The 16,357-nt window shown below is 73.2% G+C and carries 10 protein-coding genes, 1 tRNA gene and 3 pseudogenes; 3 read left to right on the top strand and 11 right to left on the bottom strand.

Features of this window, described 5'->3' with window-relative positions; translation table 11 throughout:
* Window positions 1-11: 11 nt before the first annotated feature.
* On the bottom strand, window positions 12-911 hold the full coding sequence (locus tag KIF24_RS07515; protein ID WP_221083414.1) for an SWIM zinc finger family protein: 900 nt from the start codon (window positions 909-911) through the stop codon (window positions 12-14).
* Window positions 908-4,202: pseudogene (locus KIF24_RS07510) on the bottom strand (SNF2-related protein). Before KIF24_RS07510 ends, KIF24_RS07515 begins: the two are co-directional and overlap by 4 nt.
* A 309-nt stretch (window positions 4,203-4,511) precedes the next feature.
* Here KIF24_RS07510 and KIF24_RS07505 point away from each other — a divergent pair.
* The gene (locus KIF24_RS07505; RefSeq protein WP_221083413.1) at window positions 4,512-4,718 is read left to right on the top strand and encodes a hypothetical protein; all 207 of its coding nucleotides are present in this window, start codon (window positions 4,512-4,514) and stop codon (window positions 4,716-4,718) included.
* 19 nt (window positions 4,719-4,737) lie between these two features.
* Here the strand turns inward: KIF24_RS07505 and KIF24_RS07500 are convergent, their stop codons facing one another.
* Window positions 4,738-5,883 carry a polysaccharide pyruvyl transferase family protein gene (locus KIF24_RS07500; protein ID WP_221083412.1) on the bottom strand — a complete coding sequence of 382 codons (1,146 nt, stop codon included), beginning with the start codon at window positions 5,881-5,883 and terminating at the stop codon, window positions 4,738-4,740.
* A 302-nt stretch (window positions 5,884-6,185) separates the two neighbouring features.
* Here KIF24_RS07500 and KIF24_RS07495 point away from each other — a divergent pair, with 302 nt between their 5' ends.
* Window positions 6,186-6,527, top strand: coding sequence for a hypothetical protein (locus KIF24_RS07495; protein WP_331461033.1), 342 nt, complete (start codon window positions 6,186-6,188; stop codon window positions 6,525-6,527).
* 120 nt (window positions 6,528-6,647) lie between these two features.
* Here the strand turns inward: KIF24_RS07495 and KIF24_RS07490 are convergent, their stop codons facing one another.
* The 8 genes and pseudogenes from KIF24_RS07490 to KIF24_RS07455 form a co-directional block, all read right to left on the bottom strand.
* Window positions 6,648-7,445: an alpha/beta fold hydrolase gene (locus KIF24_RS07490; protein ID WP_221083411.1), complete on the bottom strand. Its 798-nt coding sequence runs from the start codon at window positions 7,443-7,445 to the stop codon at window positions 6,648-6,650.
* A gap of 509 nt (window positions 7,446-7,954) precedes the next feature.
* A tRNA-Val gene (locus KIF24_RS07485) sits at window positions 7,955-8,029 on the bottom strand.
* A gap of 87 nt (window positions 8,030-8,116) precedes the next feature.
* Entirely contained in the window at window positions 8,117-8,581 is a 465-nt protein-coding gene (locus KIF24_RS07480) for a peroxiredoxin (RefSeq protein WP_221083410.1), read from the bottom strand.
* A 50-nt stretch (window positions 8,582-8,631) separates the two neighbouring features.
* Window positions 8,632-9,069, bottom strand: coding sequence for a DUF3052 domain-containing protein (locus tag KIF24_RS07475; protein ID WP_221083409.1), 438 nt, complete (start codon window positions 9,067-9,069; stop codon window positions 8,632-8,634).
* Between the two features lie 112 nt (window positions 9,070-9,181).
* A pseudogene (locus KIF24_RS07470) lies at window positions 9,182-11,137 on the bottom strand (transketolase C-terminal domain-containing protein); the annotation flags it as partial.
* Between the two features lie 442 nt (window positions 11,138-11,579).
* Window positions 11,580-12,002 (bottom strand): annotated as a pseudogene (locus tag KIF24_RS07465) (transketolase); the annotation flags it as partial.
* 127 nt (window positions 12,003-12,129) lie between these two features.
* Complete coding sequence (locus KIF24_RS07460) at window positions 12,130-12,609, bottom strand: MarR family winged helix-turn-helix transcriptional regulator (RefSeq protein ID WP_221083408.1); 480 nt, start codon at window positions 12,607-12,609, stop codon at window positions 12,130-12,132.
* An 83-nt stretch (window positions 12,610-12,692) separates the two neighbouring features.
* Window positions 12,693-13,097, bottom strand: coding sequence for a YjbQ family protein (locus KIF24_RS07455; protein ID WP_221083407.1), 405 nt, complete (start codon window positions 13,095-13,097; stop codon window positions 12,693-12,695).
* Window positions 13,098-13,369: 272 nt separating this feature from the next.
* On the opposite strand from KIF24_RS07455, the gene aceE reads away from it, so the two are divergent.
* Window positions 13,370-16,114, top strand: a complete 2,745-nt coding sequence (gene aceE / locus KIF24_RS07450; RefSeq protein ID WP_221083406.1) for a pyruvate dehydrogenase (acetyl-transferring), homodimeric type — start codon at window positions 13,370-13,372, stop codon at window positions 16,112-16,114.
* Window positions 16,115-16,357 lie beyond the last annotated feature (243 nt).

Raw genomic sequence — 16,357 nt, 5'->3', positions numbered from 1 at the left:
CCGGGACAGGGCTACCGGCCGAGCTGCTGGTACGCCTTGCGCAGCCGCTCGACCAGGCCCGGCCCACCGATGGCCGGCGCGGGCACACCGAGTTGCCGCAGCAACAGATCCGGCCGGCTGGTCAGGCTGGGCGGCCGGTCCGGCAGTGGCACGGGCGGCAGCCAGAACCGGTCGAGGGTCTCGGCCAGTGGCGCGGCGGGCAGGTCGGCGAGGGCCCGCGCCGCACCGGCCGCCGGGCCCGTCACGTTCCGGACGGCGCGACCGTCTCCGCCGTCGACGGTGGACGGCCCGGGCGGCGAACCGGCGCCGGCGGCGCGCAGCTCGCGTAGCCGGGCGAGCAGGTCCGCCCGAGACCGGCCCCTCCAGTGCAGCAGGGTGAACGGGTCCGCGTCGAACGCCTCGGCCAGCAGGTAGAAGGTGGCCGCGAGGTGTTTGCAGGGCACCGCGGCGTCCGGGCACGAGCATCGTTGGTCCAGCTCCGTCACGGCACCGGGGAACAGCGGTGCCCCGGCGGCGGCGAACAACGCCTCCAGTTCGGCCGGCAGGTCACCGGCGAGCAGCCGGGCGCTGAAGAACGCCTGGGCGGCCAGCTCCGCCTCCATCCGCGCCCACAGCCGGGCCGGAAACGGCGGCAGGGCCACCTGGACCTGGTACGGCCGGGGACGGGAGCCCTGCACGACCGCCCGCACCACGCCCGGCGCCACATCGAGGCTCAGCACCTGGCCGGCCCGGGCGTACGACCGACCGCGGGTCAGCCGGGTGCCGAGCGCGAACGACTCCAGCACCTCCAGGAACCGGCGGGACCACCACGACACCCCGATCGCGCCGCGGCTGCTGCGGGCCCGCAGGCCGCCGTCGACCCGGCGCGGCCGGCCGTAGTCGGCGAACCTGCCCCCGCCCTCGGTCCTCACTCGGCCACCACCTCGGCCTCCAGACTGAACAACTCGCGCAGCTGCGCGGTGGACAGCTCGGTGACCCACTGCTCGCCGGTGCCGACGACCGACGCGGCCAGGCCGCGCTTGTCGGCGATCAGCGCGGCCACCTTCTCCTCCACCGTGCCGACGCAGACGAACTTGCGGACCTGCACCCGACGGCGCTGCCCGATCCGGAACGCCCGGTCGGTGGCCTGGTCCTCCACCGCCGGATTCCACCACCGGTCGACGTGCACCACGTGGTTCGCGGCGGTCAGGGTCAGACCCGTCCCACCCGCCTTGAGAGAGAGGACGAACAGTGCGGGACCGCCGTCGGTCTGGAAACGGCTCACCATGGCGTCGCGATCGGCCTTGTCGACCCCGCCGTGCAGGAACAGCACCTCCCGCCCGAACCGGGCCGACAGGTGCCCGCGCAGCATCCCCCCGAACTCCGCGTACTGCGTGAACAGCAGGGCCTTCTCCCCGGCCGCGAGGACCTCGTCGAGGATCTCCTCCAGCCGGGCCAGCTTGCCGGAACGCCCCGGCAGCGGTGACCCGTCGCGCAGCAGCTGCGCGGGGTGGTTGCAGACCTGTTTGAGCCGGGTCATGGTGGCCAGCACCAGGCCGCGCCGCTCGATGCCGTCGCTGGACTCGATGCGCGCCAGCATGTCGTCGACGACCACCCGGTACAGCGCGGCCTGTTCGGCGGTGAGGTTGCAGAAGACCTCCATCTCCAGCTTCTCCGGCAGATCCGAGATGATCGACGAATCGGTCTTGAGCCGGCGCAGCACGAACGGGCCGGTGATCCGGCGCAGCCGTTCGGCGGTCTCGGTATCGCCGTGCCGCTCGATCGGCTCGGCGAACCGCTTGCGGAACGTCGCCGCCGGGCCGAGCAGTCCCGGATTGGCGAACTGCATGATGGACCAGAGATCGGCCAGCCGGTTCTCCACCGGTGTACCGGTCACCGCGATCCGGTGCCGGGCGGGCAGCGCGCGGACCGCCTCGGCCTGCCGGGTGGCGGCGTTCTTGATGGCCTGGGCCTCGTCCACCACCACCCGGTACCAGTCGATGCCGGCCAGGTCCGCCGCGTCCCGGGCCGCCACCGAGTAGGTGGTGAGAACCAGGTCCGCCGCGCCCACGGCGGTGGCGAACTCCTCGCCCCGCGCCCGCTGGGCACCGTGGTGCACGTGTACGCGTCGCTCCGGCGTGAACCGGGCGGCCTCCCGCTGCCAGTTGCCGACCAGCGACATCGGGCAGATCAGCAGGGTCGGGCCGGTCTGCGGCGGGTCGGCGGCCAGCAGGGCGAGCAGCTGCACCGTCTTGCCCAGGCCCATGTCGTCGGCGAGCACCCCGCCGAGCCCCAGTGACTGGAGGAAGGCCAGCCAGGCCAGTCCCCGTCGCTGGTAGGGCCGCAGCGTGCCGTGGAAGGACGGCGGCTCGTCGAGCGGGGCGAGCCGGTGGTCGACCGCCCCGGCGAGCAGATCGCCCAGCGCCCCGTCGGCGCTCACCTCGAACACCGGCAGCGCGTCCGGCTGCTCGGCATCGGCGAGCCCGAGCCGCAACAGGTCGGCGACGGTCAGCTCGCCGGTGGAGCGCAGCAGCCGCAGACCGGCGGCGAGCCGCTTCGGATCCAGTTCGACCCACTGCCCGCGCAGGCGCACCAGCGGGGTCTTCAGCTCCGCCAGCCGGACCAGCTCGTCCTCGGTCAGCGGCTGGTCACCCAGGGCCAGCTCCCAGCGGTAGTCGACCAGGGCGTCCAAGCCGACCCGGTCGTCGGGGCCGGCGACCGTGCCGGGTGCGCTGCGGGACCGGGCCCGCAGCCGCGCGCCGAGCCGCGACGTGGGCCGCTGCCACCAGGACGGCAGCAGCACCGTGAAGCCCGCCGCATGCAGGGTCGGCGCGCCTTCACGCAGGAACTGGTGCGCGCCGTCGGCGTCCAGCTCCAGCGCCTCCGGCCGGGCGGTGCGCAGCGCCACGTCCAGCTCCGGCCAGAGCCGGCCGGCCCGGCCCAGTTCGGCCAGCAGCGTCTCCTGCGGGTGCTCGCCGAGGGCGCCGACGCCCTCGCCGCGCCACACCTGGCCGGCGTCGGCGTGCAGGCCCGGCTCCTCGGTGGTCCGGAGTCCGAACTCGACCCGCCAGCCGTCGGTGGCCGCGACGACGGCCTCGGGATCGGCCGGCACCACGATCACCGGCTCGGCGATCCCGTCGGTCGGCGGCTCGACCAGCCGGAAGCTGGCCCGCACCGCCCCGCCGGCGGCGTCGCGCTGCCACTCGTCCAGCTCGGACCGCAGGGCGTGCAGCGCCGCCGCCTCGGCGGTGAACTCGCGGTGCGGCCCGCTCAGCGCGCCCAGCCAGGCGCTCACCGCGCCGTTCGGTCGCCCGCCTCTGGCCAGGGTGCTCGGCGGCAGCACGGCTCGCACGGCGGCGTCGGTGAGCGCGTCGAGCGCCGCCGCGACCAGCAGTCCCGGCGCGCCGACCGGCCCGCCGGACGAGGCCGCCCCGGGCCGCCGGCCCGGGTCACGCCGCGCCGCGCCGGCCGCTACCGCACGGCGCCGCCCGGTCTCGGCAGGCAGGCCGGTCTCCCTGGCAGGCCGGGCCGGGGTGGGCGGAACTTCCGCTCGGCCCGCGGGCCGCCAGCACGGGCAGTTCCGCGTCGACGACCGCCCGGGCAGCGGGTGGCAGCGCCAACGCCAGTGACCGGGCCCAGCCGGCGTCCGTGCCGGTGAGCAACGGCCGCCACTCGGCCCAGGCGCGCCTCGCACCGGAGACGGGACCGGAGACGGAGCGCGGATCGGAGACGGAGCGCGGATCGGAGACGGAGCGCGGATCGGTGAGGCCGGGCAGGACCCGGCCGCGGGCGGCCAGGTCGGTGGCGAAGGCGGCCAGTTCGGCCAGGTGCCGCAGGGTCGCGCCGGGCGCGGCGGCCAGCCCGCCGAGGCTGCGCAGCAGCGACAGCGCGGGGTCCGGGGCGTACCCGAGCACGGGGACCCGCCAGCCGGTCAGGGTGACGGGACCGCGGACCGGTTCCACGACGGCGGTCCGGACCAGTTCCGGCGAGTCCAGCGGCGACCCGGCGCGGGTGGGCAGGCGCAGCAGCGCACTGCCGAGATCGGTCGGTTCGGCGGCCTCGGCCAGCAGGGCAACCAGCGCGGCGTGACCCGCGGCGAACGGATGCGGGCGCTCCCGGGGCGCCCGGCCGGGACGGCGCGGGGCGCGCGGCGGCAGGGTGCTGTCCTCGGCCCAGACCGCCAGGCCCCGGCCGGGCAGCCACACCCCGTGGACGACCAGCACGCACTCCCCCTGTCGACGTCGGGCCGCCGCTTCGACGCCTCCGGTGGCGCGCCGGCCCGGGTTGCACCCGGGTCAGGATAGGCGGCACCGACCGACCACCGTCGGCGCCATGTACGACCTGCTGGTGGTCGCGGGCCTGCACCCACGACGGCATGGAGTACCCGCCTGGTCTACTCCCCCGCGAATGACAGCCGCGAGCCGCCGCTGCCCGGCTGCCCGGCTGCCCGGCTGCCCGGCTGCCCGGCTGCCCGGCTGCCCACAGCATGGCTATCCGCTGCGGGCCGCCGGTGGGCGGGGCAGGATGGGCGCATGGCATCCACGGCTGAGATCCCGCTGGTGGGCGGCGCGGCCGACGGCGAGCACGTCACCGTCGAGCTGGACCCGCACGGCCGGCCCCCGCTGACCCACCACCACCTGGGACCGGAGGGCCTGGCGGCGGCGGACATCTACGAGCTGGAATCGCTCGACACCGACCGGCAGCAGTGGCGCTACCGCTGGCGGGGACCGGCGGTTTGATCGCGGCAGCCACCCCCGATCAGGCGCCGACCTCGACGAGGGATCGGCTGCGCAGGCTCTCCAGCACCGCCCGGGTGACCCGCGAGGTGCCCCGCGCCTCCTCACACACCTCCGCCACCCGTCTGGCGGTGGTCTCGGCCCGCTTCTCGCGTTCGTCCCAGAGTTGGTCCACCTCGGCCAGCAACGGGCCCTCCACCTCCCGCTCCACGCCGCGCAACGCCGGCACGCCCAGGCGTTGGGCCAGGTCGAAGACCTTCCCGGCGTACGGCAGCGGCAGGAACGGCGTACCCATCATCGCGGCGAAGATCAGGAAGTGCAGTCGCATGCCGACCGCCAGGTCGAAGTGGCGCATCAACCCGAGCACCTGCTGCGGCGAGTAGGTGCCGTGCAGGATCCGCCCTCGTTCGGCCGCGATCATGTGCGACAGCACTCCGTGCGAGTGCCGGATGTCATCGCGTTCCATCGGCACGAACAGCACGTGCGCGTCGATCCGGTGCACCAGGAAGTCGCCGATCTGGGCCAGCAGCCGGTGGTACCCGTCCACGTCCAGCCGTTCAGCGGCCCGCCCCGGCTCCCGCACGCTCATCCCGACCAGCCGTTTGCCGTCCGGCACGCCCTCCTCGCGCAGAAACTGCGCCGGAAACTCCTCGGGTTCCAGCAGGAACGCCGGGTCGGCGGTGACGGTGATCGGGTTGAGCAGCCCGGCCTCCTCCAGCACCATCCGTGACTCCTGGTCGCGTACGGTGACCTGGGTGGCGCTCCCCAGCGTCTCGCGGACCATGCCGGTGTCCACCATCTCGCTGAGTGGCCCGACGCCGACGGCGTACGTCAGCAGCGGCAGGCCGCGTTCCTGCGCGACCCGGACGACCCGCAGGTAGCGGCGGGCCTCCTTGTCGTAGAGGATGCCGCCACCCCCCAGGATGAGCAGGTCGAGTTGGGACAGCACCAGGGCGGAGTCGGTCCGGCTGACCCCCTCCCACGGCACCGCCTCCACGTCCGGGTGGGCCATCGCGGTGTGCGCCGGGTTCCGCGAGAAGACGATGATTCGGGCATGCGGCTCCTGTTGGCGCAGGTCGGTCAGCAGGCCGGTGAGGATGGCCTCGTCACCGAGGTTGCGCCCGCCGTACGAGCCGAGCACACCGATGGTCAGTCCGGCACGCGTCATCCGTCGCTCCTCCCCAGGTGCGTCCGCTTCGACGCTTCCCCGCTGCGCTGGTGAACAGTCCTCGCAGGCTGGCCGGCGTGCCCATGCCCACGGAGGCGGCCGGCCCGCTCGGGTGCCCGACCGGCACGTGCACGACGTGCGGGTGCAGACGCGGAATCGGCTTCAGTGGGCCCAGTTGCCCCCTGATGTCCGATCCGCCGTGGAGAAGATCCTCGGGGTGGCACTGGTGCTCACCGACGCCGGCGGGCGGCACCCGGTCACTCCGTGGCGCCGCGTCGCTGACTGGCGACACCCTGTGCCACGTGGATCTCCGCGCGGACAACCTGCTCGTCGACCGGGCGGGCCGCGTCACCGTGGTGGACTGGCCCTGGGCGGCTCGCGGCCCGAACTGGCTGGACACCGTGATGCTGCTGCTCGACGTACGCATGCAGGGCGGGCATGACGCCGAGGCCCTGCTACGTCGGCTTCCGCTCACCGCCGCAGCCGACCCTGACGCGGTGACCGGCCGCCTCGCCGGCCTCGCCGGCTTCTTCATCGACCGGGCACGCCTGCCCCCACCACCGGGCATCCCCACCCTCCGGGCGTTCCAGCACGCCCAGGCCGAAGTCCTGCTCGCCTGGCTGGCGGAACGCGCCACCACCTGACGGCGCCGCCCCAGCAAGCGGCGGGGACCCTGCAACATCCCCGATGTTGCTGCCTCCCGCGGCGGGGACCCTGCAACATCCCCGATGTTGCTGGCCCGGCGGGGACCGGTGGGAGGGGCGTCAGGTGGGCGGGGTTGACGGGTGGGTGAGAAAGGGAAGGACCGCCGCGGGGAGGGCGGGTGAGTCGACGATGTCGTAGTGGGTGAGTCCAGGGAGGACGGCCAGCCGGGCAGCCGGACGATCGGTGCCGTCCCACCCGGCGTCCCGATGGCCGCCGCCGAGCAGGCCGAAGAACTCCACCATGTGTGCCGGGCGAACCGAGTCGGCGTCGGCGAAGACCAGCATCGTCGGCGTGGTGATCGCCGCGACCTCCGGTGACCAGTCGTAGTCACGGCGCAGCAGCTCACCGGTCTTGGCCCAGAGCCGGGGCCAGTCCTGCGGGCGGGGGGCGACCCGCTGGTAGAGCTGTTCCGAAGGGGTGCCCCGCATCCGCTCACCGGCCGCCTCGTCGGGCTCGGGCATGCCGGCGAGCACCTCGGAGAACCAGCCCTGCCGTCGGCACGGCGCGGAGACCACCACCAGCCGGCGGAGCAGTTGCCGGTGCTGGACAGCCATCCGCAGGGCCACCCCGCCGCCGAGGGAGAAGCCCAGCACATCGGCCTCCGCCAGGCCGAGGTGGACGATCAGTGCGGCCACGTCGTCGGCCATCGACTCGTACCGCAGGGGCCGGTCGACGCCGGCGGTGCGCCCGTGGCCCTGTAGGTCGACGCTGATCACCTGGCGCCGCCGGGCCAGCGCGGGCCGGATCGGGGCGAACGTCTCCACCGCCCCGAACCCGCCGTGCAGCAGCACCAACGGCCGCCCCGAGCCGGCCGTCTCGTACCACAGCCGCACCCCGTTGACCTGCGCGTAGGTCACCCGTTCCTCCCGTCCTCGGCCAGCCCGATCGAGATCACCTGCCCGGACCACGGACGGCCACGGATCGCTGCCACACAATCGATCGAACTTAACTTTGTCCTATTTTCGCCGCTTAAGTCGACCCAACGTGACGTGGTGGTCAGCGCACGAGATGTGCCAACAGTGCCGCTTGAGGCAGAAGCGACGCACGGGGCGTCTTCTGCGAGCTGTATCCATGGAGGGTGTTCTGTGACAGTGGATCCACATCGTCGCCTCAGACGGGCGATGCTGCCGGCGCTGGCGGCTTCCGCAGTTGCCGCCCTGGCCGCCACCTTGCTGGTCCTCGACGCAACCGCGGCCAGGGCACAGGACGCGCCGGTCGGCCTGGGACGGCGATCGACTTCTCCGTGTTGGCCGGGGCCGAGCCCACCAACACCGGCCCGATTACTGAAGCGGCCCGCCAGCCTGCGACCTCACGGGGTCAAACCCGGACTGGTGGTCTTCGGCCGAACGGTTGCGCGGGTGGTGGATGGTGGGCGCGGCAGGTTTCGAACCTGCGACCCCTCGCTTGTAAGGCGAGTGCTCTCCCGCTGAGCTACGCGCCCGGAGCGCCGTACGGCGAGCCGGCGGTTGGCAAGTTTACCCTGCCACCCGCCGGCCCGGCCGGACGGCCGCACCCGGTTGGGATCCGGTCAGGCCGTGGCGTCCGCCAGCGCCTTGCGCCAGCCCTGCTGGTCGCGGGGTTCACCCGGCATGTTCATCTCGGCGAAGCGGACGACGCCGGACCGGTCGATGACGAAGGTGCCCCGGTTGGCGATGCCGGCGACGTCGTTGAAGACCCCGTAGGCCTGGGCGACGGCGCCGTGCGGCCAGAAGTCGGACAGCAGCGGGAACTGGTAGCCCTCCCGGTCCGCCCAGATCTTGTGGGCGTAGACCGAGTCGACGCTGACGGTCAGCACCTGGACGTCTTCGTTGGCGTACTCGTCGAGGTTGTCCCGCACCTCGCACAGCTCACCCTGGCACACGCCGGTGAAGGCCAGCGGATAGAAGACCAGCAGGACGGTACGCCGGCCGCGGAAGTCGGAGAGCCGGACCTCCTGGTTGTTCTGGTCCTTCAACACGAAGTCGGGCGCCTCGGCGCCGGCCTCGATGGGCATGCGAACTCCTCGGGTCTGGTCGGGATGGCGGTCACAGCGGGCCGGTGGGGTTACTTCTTGCCCTTGGCGCCGCGACGCAGCACGAGACGGGCACCACTCCAGTCCTTGCCGGCGTTCACCGTGGAGGTCTGTTGGAGGCCGGCGGTGGGCGCGGACTCGGCGACCTCACTCGGCTCGACGTGGCCCTCGCGGCCGGCCTTCGGCGTCAGCAGCCACACGACCCCGCTGTCGGCCAGTGGCCCGAGGGCGTCGACGAGTAGCTCGAACAGATCACCGTCGCCGTCCCTGTACCACACCAGCACCGCGTCGACCACCTCGTCGGTGTCCTCGTCGACCAGCTCTCCACAACGGTCGGTCAGGGCGTCCCGGAGATCGGAGTCGACGTCGTCGTCGTAGCCCATCTCCATGACGACCATCCCCGGCTCGATCCCGAACCGGTCCGCCAGGCTGCGTACCCCGTCAGCAGCCTGACCAGCGGTCGCGCTCACTGTCGCGTGCCTCCTCATCCTCGTCCGAGCCGCGGCGCCCGCTCGGCGCCGTCAGGCAAAGTCCACACAGTTGTGCCCTCCGGCGCAAGTGGCGCACCGGGTGGAACGAAATTTACCGTGCCAGCAGCGTACGGGCACCCTCGGTGATGGCCTCCTCGGACACCAGCACCTGACGGGCAGCCGGACCTAACGGCACAAAAGAGTCAACTCCGGCCACCCGTCGCGCCGCGCCCACATAACCGGCGTCGACCAGGGCGGCGATCACCCCCTCCCCCACCCCGCCCGACCGGCGGGTCTCGTCCACCACCAGCACCCGGCCGGTCGCGGCGGCCTCCCGGATGAGATCGGCCACCGGCAGCGGCGCGAGCCAGCGCAGGTCGACCACCCGGGTCCCGATCCCCTCGTCGGCCAGCGCCGACGCCGCTCGCAGCGACATCCGCACGCCGTTACCGAATGTGATGATGGTGACGTCCTCCGCCGAGCCGACGCCGTACACCCGGGCCCGCCCCACCGGCACGTGCCCGCCGGCCCAGGCGCCCGGCTCGGGATAGCCGGCCAGCCACTCGCCGTCGCCGTCGGTGTACAGATCGCGGGTGTGGTAGAGCGCGATCGGCTCCAGAAACACGCAGACGCTGCCGTCCACCGCCGCGCTCGCCAGGCAGGTCCGCAGCATCGCCGCCGCGTCGTCCGGCCGCGCCGGCACGGCGATCACCAGGCCGGGCACGTCCCGCAGGACGGCCACCGAGTTGTCGTTGTGGAAGTGCCCGCCGAACCCCTCCTGGTACGCCAGCCCGGCCACCCGCACCACCATCGGGTTGCGCAACGCCCCCTTGGAGAAGAACCCCATGGTCGCCGCCTCGCCGCGCAGTTGGTCCTCGGCGCTGTGCAGGTACGCCAGGTACTGGATCTCCGGCACCGGCAGCAGCCCGGCCAGCCCCGCACCGAGGCCGAGGCCGAGGATCGAGGTCTCGTCGAGCAACGTGTCGAACACCCGCGCCCCGCCGAACCGGTCCCGCAGGCCCTTGGTCACCCCGTACACCCCGCCCTTGGCCGCGACGTCCTCGCCGAAGACCGCCATCTGCGGATGGTTGAGCAGCCCGTCGGTGAGGGCGGCGTTGATGCTCTGCGCGAGGGTCAGCGGCCCGGCCAGTTCGGGCGGCTTGCCGCCGAACGCCTCGGCCCGCGCGCCGGCACCCGGACCGGCGGCCCGCACACCCTCGTCGGCGATCGCCCGGGCGACCCGGACCGGCCGCCGGAGGGCCAGCGGGGCGATCACCTCCGCGGGACTGGTCAGCTTCGGCTCGTCGAGCACCTCCTCGGCGATCCGGCGGACCTGCCAACCGATCTCGTCGTACCGGTCGAGCAGCTCCGCGGCGCTGGCCAGGCCGGCGTCGACCAGCCGCCGCGCGGTGGCGACCACGGGATCGCGACGCACGTCGTCGGCGATCTCCCCGGCGTCCCGGTACGCGCTCTCGGCGTCCGCGCCCGCGTGGCCCATCAACCGGACCGTGCTCAGGTGCAGCACGGCGGGGCGTCGGTGCCGGCGCACCCAGGCCGCCGCCTCGGCCGCCGCCTCGTAGGTCCCGACCACGTCGGCGCCGTCGGCGGCGAAGTACCGCAGGCCCGGCTTCGACCGCAGGGCGGTCGCCACCCAGCCCTGCGGCGAGCGGACGCTGATGCCCAGCCCGTTGTCCTCGCAGACGAAGAGCACCGGGATGCGCAGGCCGGTGTGGTCGTACCAGCCGGCCGTGTTGAACGCGGCGGTGGCGCTGGCGTGGTTGATCGAGGCGTCGCCGAACGAGCAGACCACGATGGCGTCCGGCGCCCAGGGCGTCGGTGCGGGCGCCGCACCGGGGTGGGCCGGGCCCCGCCGGGCGTCCAGCCGGCGCAACCGTTCCACGGCCAGGCCCATGCCGACCGCCCGGGGCAGGTGCGAGGCGATGGTCGACGTGGTCGGGACGACCGCGAGGTCGGCGCGGCCGAAGACCTTGTGCCGGCCGCCGGCGATCGGTTCCTGGCTGGAGGCCACCATGCCGCGCAGCACATCCCGCGCCGCCTCGGCGTACGCCGGGTGCACCGGCCGCCACACCGTCGCCGTCCCGGCGGTGGGCTCGGTCTCGCCGCCTGCCGCCGCACCGACACCCGGTCCACCGCCGGCCGGCCCGGCCGCCAGCACCCGGTCGGCGACCGCGGGACCGGCCGGCGCTACGCCGGCGTCCCCAGCTCCCGGCCGGCCGGTGCGGAGCCGCCCTGCCGACCGCTGGTGGCCGGATCCTCGGTGCCGTCGCTTCCGGCCGGCGTGCCGAGGGCTCCGCCGGCCGCACCCCGCCGTCGACCGCACCCCCGCCGCGCTCAACGCCGTCGCCGTTTCCGCCGCCGTCGCCGTTCCCGTCGTCGGCACCGTTCCCGCCGCTGTCGCCGTTCGCGCCGTCGGCACCGTTTCCGTCGCCGTTCCAGCCGTCGGCGTCGTGCTCAGCACCGCCGTCCTGGTCACTGCCGTCGCCGTTCCCGCCGCTGCCGGTGGTGGCGGCGAGGTGGTCCTCGGCGGGCTGCGGATCGGCGGGCTGCGGATCTGCCGGCTCGGGGTCGGCCGCCCGGGCGGCCCGGACGCAGTAGAACGCGCCGGAGCGGTAGTGCAGCAACGCGGGATCGGTGGGTCGCAGGACGGCCGCCACCGCGGCGTTGCCCTCGTGGCCCGCGGAGCCGATGGTGTAGTAGCCCTCGCCGAAGCTACGCAGCCAGCGACCGGCCAGGTCGAGTTGACGACTGGTGACCTGGGCGTCGAAGAGGTCCAGCAGCTGGGCACCGGTCAGCGCGGAGCCGTCGGCCACCGGACGCGCCGGGTCGGCGCGGTGCGGCGGCGCGTGGAGCGCGGCCAGCGCGTCCCGGAACCGGTCGTCGAGATCCTGCGGCGTGGTCACGTCCGACAGCATTACCGACCGACGCACGCATCGCACAGTCGAGCAGTTCTCGCGCACCGGCGCGTCGGCCCGCCGGCGACCGGACGCCGCCGGTGGCACGTCGGTCCGGCGACGGCGCGGCCGGCGCCGGCCGGCGTCGCTATGGGCCGCAGTCCTGCGGGCAACCACCGTCGGAGACCTTCCAGACCAGGTCACGCAACCTGGCCAACTCCTCGGTGTCGAGCGAGGCCAGCAGCCGGGAGTCGGAGAGTACGCGGTGCACCCGGTCACGCATCCGCCGACCGGTCTCGGTCACCACCAGCGTCTTCTGCCGTCGATCGGCCGGGTCGGGGCGACGCTCGACAAGCCCGGCCCGCTCCAGCTTGTCGACCAGTCCGGTGACGTTGGACCGGTCGCAGCGCAGCTGTTCGGCCAGGTCGCGGGCGGGCAGCGGATGATCCGGGTCGAGTTGGTGCAGCGCCCGGGCGACGGCCGGGGTCAGGCCCAGCGCGGCGATGTCGAGATCCTGGTGGTGCCGCAGCGCGGCGGCGACATGCATGATCCGGCGCACCGCGTCACCGGCCAGCCCGGAACGGTCGGCCCGGTCGGGGCCGACCGGAATGAGGGGTGGCCGCAGCATCGTCACATCCTACGGCCGGCGGTGCCCCGGCAGCCGCGTCGTCCGGCGCAGCTCGGCGCAGGGGTCAGCCGGGCGACCGGGGGTCAGCCGGGTAGGAAGGAGAACCGGACCTGCCGGGTCGGGTTGTCGCCGTTGGTGTCCACCAGGCAGACCGACTGCCAGGTGCCCAGCGCCAGGCGACCGCCGAGCACGGGCAGCGTCGCGTACGGCGCGACGAACGCGGGCAGCACGTGGTCGCGCCCGTGCCCCGGCGAGCCGTGCCGGTGCCGCCACCGCTCGTCGGTGGGCAGTACGGCGTCCAACGCGGTGATCAGGTCGTCGTCCGAGCCGGCGCCGGTCTCGATGATGGCCACACCCGCGGTGGCGTGTGGCACGAAGACGTGCAGCAGCCCGTCGCCGGTGCCGGTGAGGAACTGCTCGGCCTCGGCCGTGATGTCGCGGACGGTCGGCCGGGAACCGGTCCGGACGGTGATCACCTCACTGCGCATACGCCCATCCTGCCCCCACCGACCCTGGCCCGTTCGAGATCTTGGTCCGGAAGTGCCCCTCGGGTGCGGTCCCGCGCCAAGATCTCGTCGGACTTCCCGGGTCGGCCCCGGCGGGCTCCGAGAGGGCGGGTCCGGACGAGCCGGGCAGGCAGAGTTACTGGTGGGTACCTGTGTCGAGCGTCGCCCTTGCGCCGGGTGGACGTGACGCCGAGTGCCACGACGGGGCAGGATGGCGCTAGAGACCTATCCCACACACAACCGAGGGAACGCCTGTGGCTACGGAACGCAAGCGCCCGGTGATCACGGCCGGCCTGCCGAGCCAGCTTCCGGACATCGACCCCGAAGAAACCAGCGAGTGGGTCGAGTCGCTCGACGGTGTCATCGACGAACGTGGCACCAAGCGAGCCCGCTACGTGATGCTGCGGCTGCTGGAGCGCGCCCGCGAGCGCCAGGTCGGCGTGCCGTCGCTGACCACCACCGACTACCTCAACACCATTCCGCCGGAGCGCGAACCGTGGTTCCCCGGCGACGAGCACGTCGAGCGCCGGATCCGGGCGTACGTGCGGTGGAACGCGGCGATGCTGGTGCACCGCGCGCAGCGGCCGGAGATCGGCGTCGGCGGTCACATCTCCACCTTCGCCAGCTCCGCCTCCCTCTACGAGGTCGGCTTCAACCACTTCTTCCGGGGCAAGAACCACCCGGGTGGCGGCGACCACATCTTCTACCAGGGCCACGCCTCTCCCGGCATGTACGCCCGGGCGTACCTCGAGGACCGGCTCAGCGAGAACCAGCTCGACGGCTTCCGGCAGGAGCTGTCGCATCCCGGTGGCGGGCTCCCGTCGTACCCGCACCCCCGGTTGATGCCGGACTTCTGGGAGTTCCCCACGGTCTCGATGGGGCTGGGCGGGCTGAACGCCATCTACCAGGCCCGGTTCAACCGGTACCTCCAGCATCGGGGCATCAAGGACACCTCCGACCAGCACGTCTGGGCCTTCCTCGGCGACGGTGAGATGGACGAGCCGGAGACCCTCGGCGCGATCGGGGTGGCCGCCCGCGAGGAGCTGGACAATCTCACCTTCGTGATCAACTGCAACCTACAGCGCCTGGACGGTCCGGTGCGCGGCAACGGCAAGGTCATGCAGGAGTTGGAGGCGTTCTTCCGGGGCGCCGGGTGGAACGTGATCAAGGTTGTCTGGGGGCGGGAGTGGGACCCGCTGCTCGCCGCGGACACCGACGGCGCGCTGGTCAACCTGATGAACACCACGCCGGACGGCGACTACCAGACCTACAAGGCGGAGTCCGGCGCGTACGTGCGCGAGCACTTCTTCGGCCGTGACCCGCGCACCCGCAAGATGGTCGAGGGTCTGACCGACGACGAGATCTGGAACCTCAAGCGGGGCGGTCACGACTACCGCAAGCTCTACGCGGCCTACAAGGCGGCGACGGAGCACACCGGCCAGCCCACCGTGATCCTGGCCAAGACGATCAAGGGCTGGACGCTGGGCTCGCACTTCGAGGGCCGCAACGCCACGCACCAGATGAAGAAGCTGACGCTGGAGGACCTGAAGACCTTCCGCGACCGGCTCTACCTCGACATTCCGGACTCGGCGCTGGAGGAGGACCCCTACCTGCCGCCGTACTACCGGCCGGACGAGAAGTCCGACGAGATGCAGTACCTGCACGAGCGGCGCCGGCAGCTCGGCGGCTACCTGCCGTCGCGGCGGGCCAGCGGCAGGACGCTGGCCATCCCGGGCAGCCAGCGGTTCGCCGACGTCAAGCGCGGTTCGGGCAAGCAGAAGGTGGCCACCACGATGGCCTTCGTCCGCCTGCTCAAGGACCTGATGAAGGACAAGGAGTTCGGCCGGCGCTGGGTGCCGATCATCCCGGACGAGGCGCGCACCTTCGGCCTGGACTCGATCTTCCCCACGGCCAAGATCTACTCGCCGCACGGCCAGCGGTACACCTCGGTCGACCGCGAGCTGTTCCTGTCGTACAAGGAGTCGACCGCCGGGCAGATCCTGCACGAGGGGATCAACGAGGCCGGTTCGGTCGCCTCGTTCACCGCGGCCGGCTCGTCGTACGCCACCCACGACGAGCCGATGATCCCGATGTACATCTTCTACTCGATGTTCGGGTTCCAGCGCACCGGCGACGGCTTCTGGGCGGCGGCGGACCAGATGGCCCGGGGCTTCGTGCTCGGCGCCACGGCCGGCCGCACCACGCTCAACGGTGAGGGGCTCCAGCACGAGGACGGCCACTCGCTGCTGCTCGCCGCCACCAATCCGGCGGTGGTCGCGTACGATCCGGCGTTCGCGTTCGAGATCGCGCACATCATGGAGAACGGCCTGCACCGGATGTACGGCGCGGAGCCGGAGAACGTCTTCTACTACCTCACCGTCTACAACGAGCCGATCCACCAGCCGGCGGAGCCGGACGGCGTGGACGTGGAGGGGATCGTCAAGGGGATCCACCGCTACTCCCCCGCTCCCTCGATCGACGGCGACGCAACCCGGGCGAACCTGCTGGCCTCGGGCACCGGCATGCAGTGGGCGCTGAAGGCGCAGCAGTTGCTCGCCCAGGACTGGGGCGTGGCCGCCGACGTCTGGTCGGTCACCTCCTGGACGGAGCTGCGCCGCGACGCGGTGCAGTGCGAGGAGTACAACCTCCTGCACCCGGGCGCGGAGCAGCGGGTGCCGTACATCCAGCGCAAACTGGCCGAAGCCGAGGGGCCGAAGGTCGCGGTCAGCGACTGGATGCGGGCGGTGCCGGATTTGATCTCCCGCTGGGTGCCCGGGGACTGGACCTCGCTGGGCACCGACGGCTTCGGCCTGTCGGACACCCGGCACGCGCTGCGGCGGCACTTCCACGTCGACGCCGAGTCGATCGCGGTCGCGACGCTGCGGCAGCTCGCGCTGCGCGGGGCGGTGCCGGCGCACGTACCGGCCGAGGCGGCCAAGAAGTACGCCATCGACGACGTCAACGCCGCGCCGGTCGGCGAGACCGGCGGCGACAGCTAGCCAGGACGTCCGCCCGACCAGGGCCCGGCGCGGTGTTCTCCACCGTGCCGGGCCGTTCGCGTGCGGACGGCACCTGGCGGGTGACGGTCACCCCGGCGGCACCCGGCCCGCTGCGAGCCATCGCCGACTTCTGGCCTGCGGGCGCACCGGCGGGCGTCACCCTGGGCGTCGACCTGCCGGTCCCCGGCCGGTACGCCGCCGGCCCGCTCGCCCCGCCCGAGGAGACCGGCCTGGTCGGACGGG

Origin of the sequence: Micromonospora tarapacensis, from assembly GCF_019697375.1 — a bacterium.
Classification (GTDB): domain Bacteria; phylum Actinomycetota; class Actinomycetes; order Mycobacteriales; family Micromonosporaceae; genus Micromonospora; species Micromonospora tarapacensis.
Note: the sequence above shows the minus strand (reverse complement) of the source record. Positions and strands in the feature narration are given on the sequence as shown.

Coding starts and splice junctions, on each gene's coding strand:
- KIF24_RS07505 (WP_221083413.1), top strand. CDS start 4,512: ATGGCATCCACGGCTGAGATCCCGCTGGTGGGCGGCGCGGCCGACGGC.
- KIF24_RS07500 (WP_221083412.1), bottom strand. CDS start 5,883: ATGACGCGTGCCGGACTGACCATCGGTGTGCTCGGCTCGTACGGCGGG.
- KIF24_RS07480 (WP_221083410.1), bottom strand. CDS start 8,581: ATGCCCATCGAGGCCGGCGCCGAGGCGCCCGACTTCGTGTTGAAGGAC.
- KIF24_RS07460 (WP_221083408.1), bottom strand. CDS start 12,609: ATGCTGCGGCCACCCCTCATTCCGGTCGGCCCCGACCGGGCCGACCGT.
- KIF24_RS07455 (WP_221083407.1), bottom strand. CDS start 13,097: ATGCGCAGTGAGGTGATCACCGTCCGGACCGGTTCCCGGCCGACCGTC.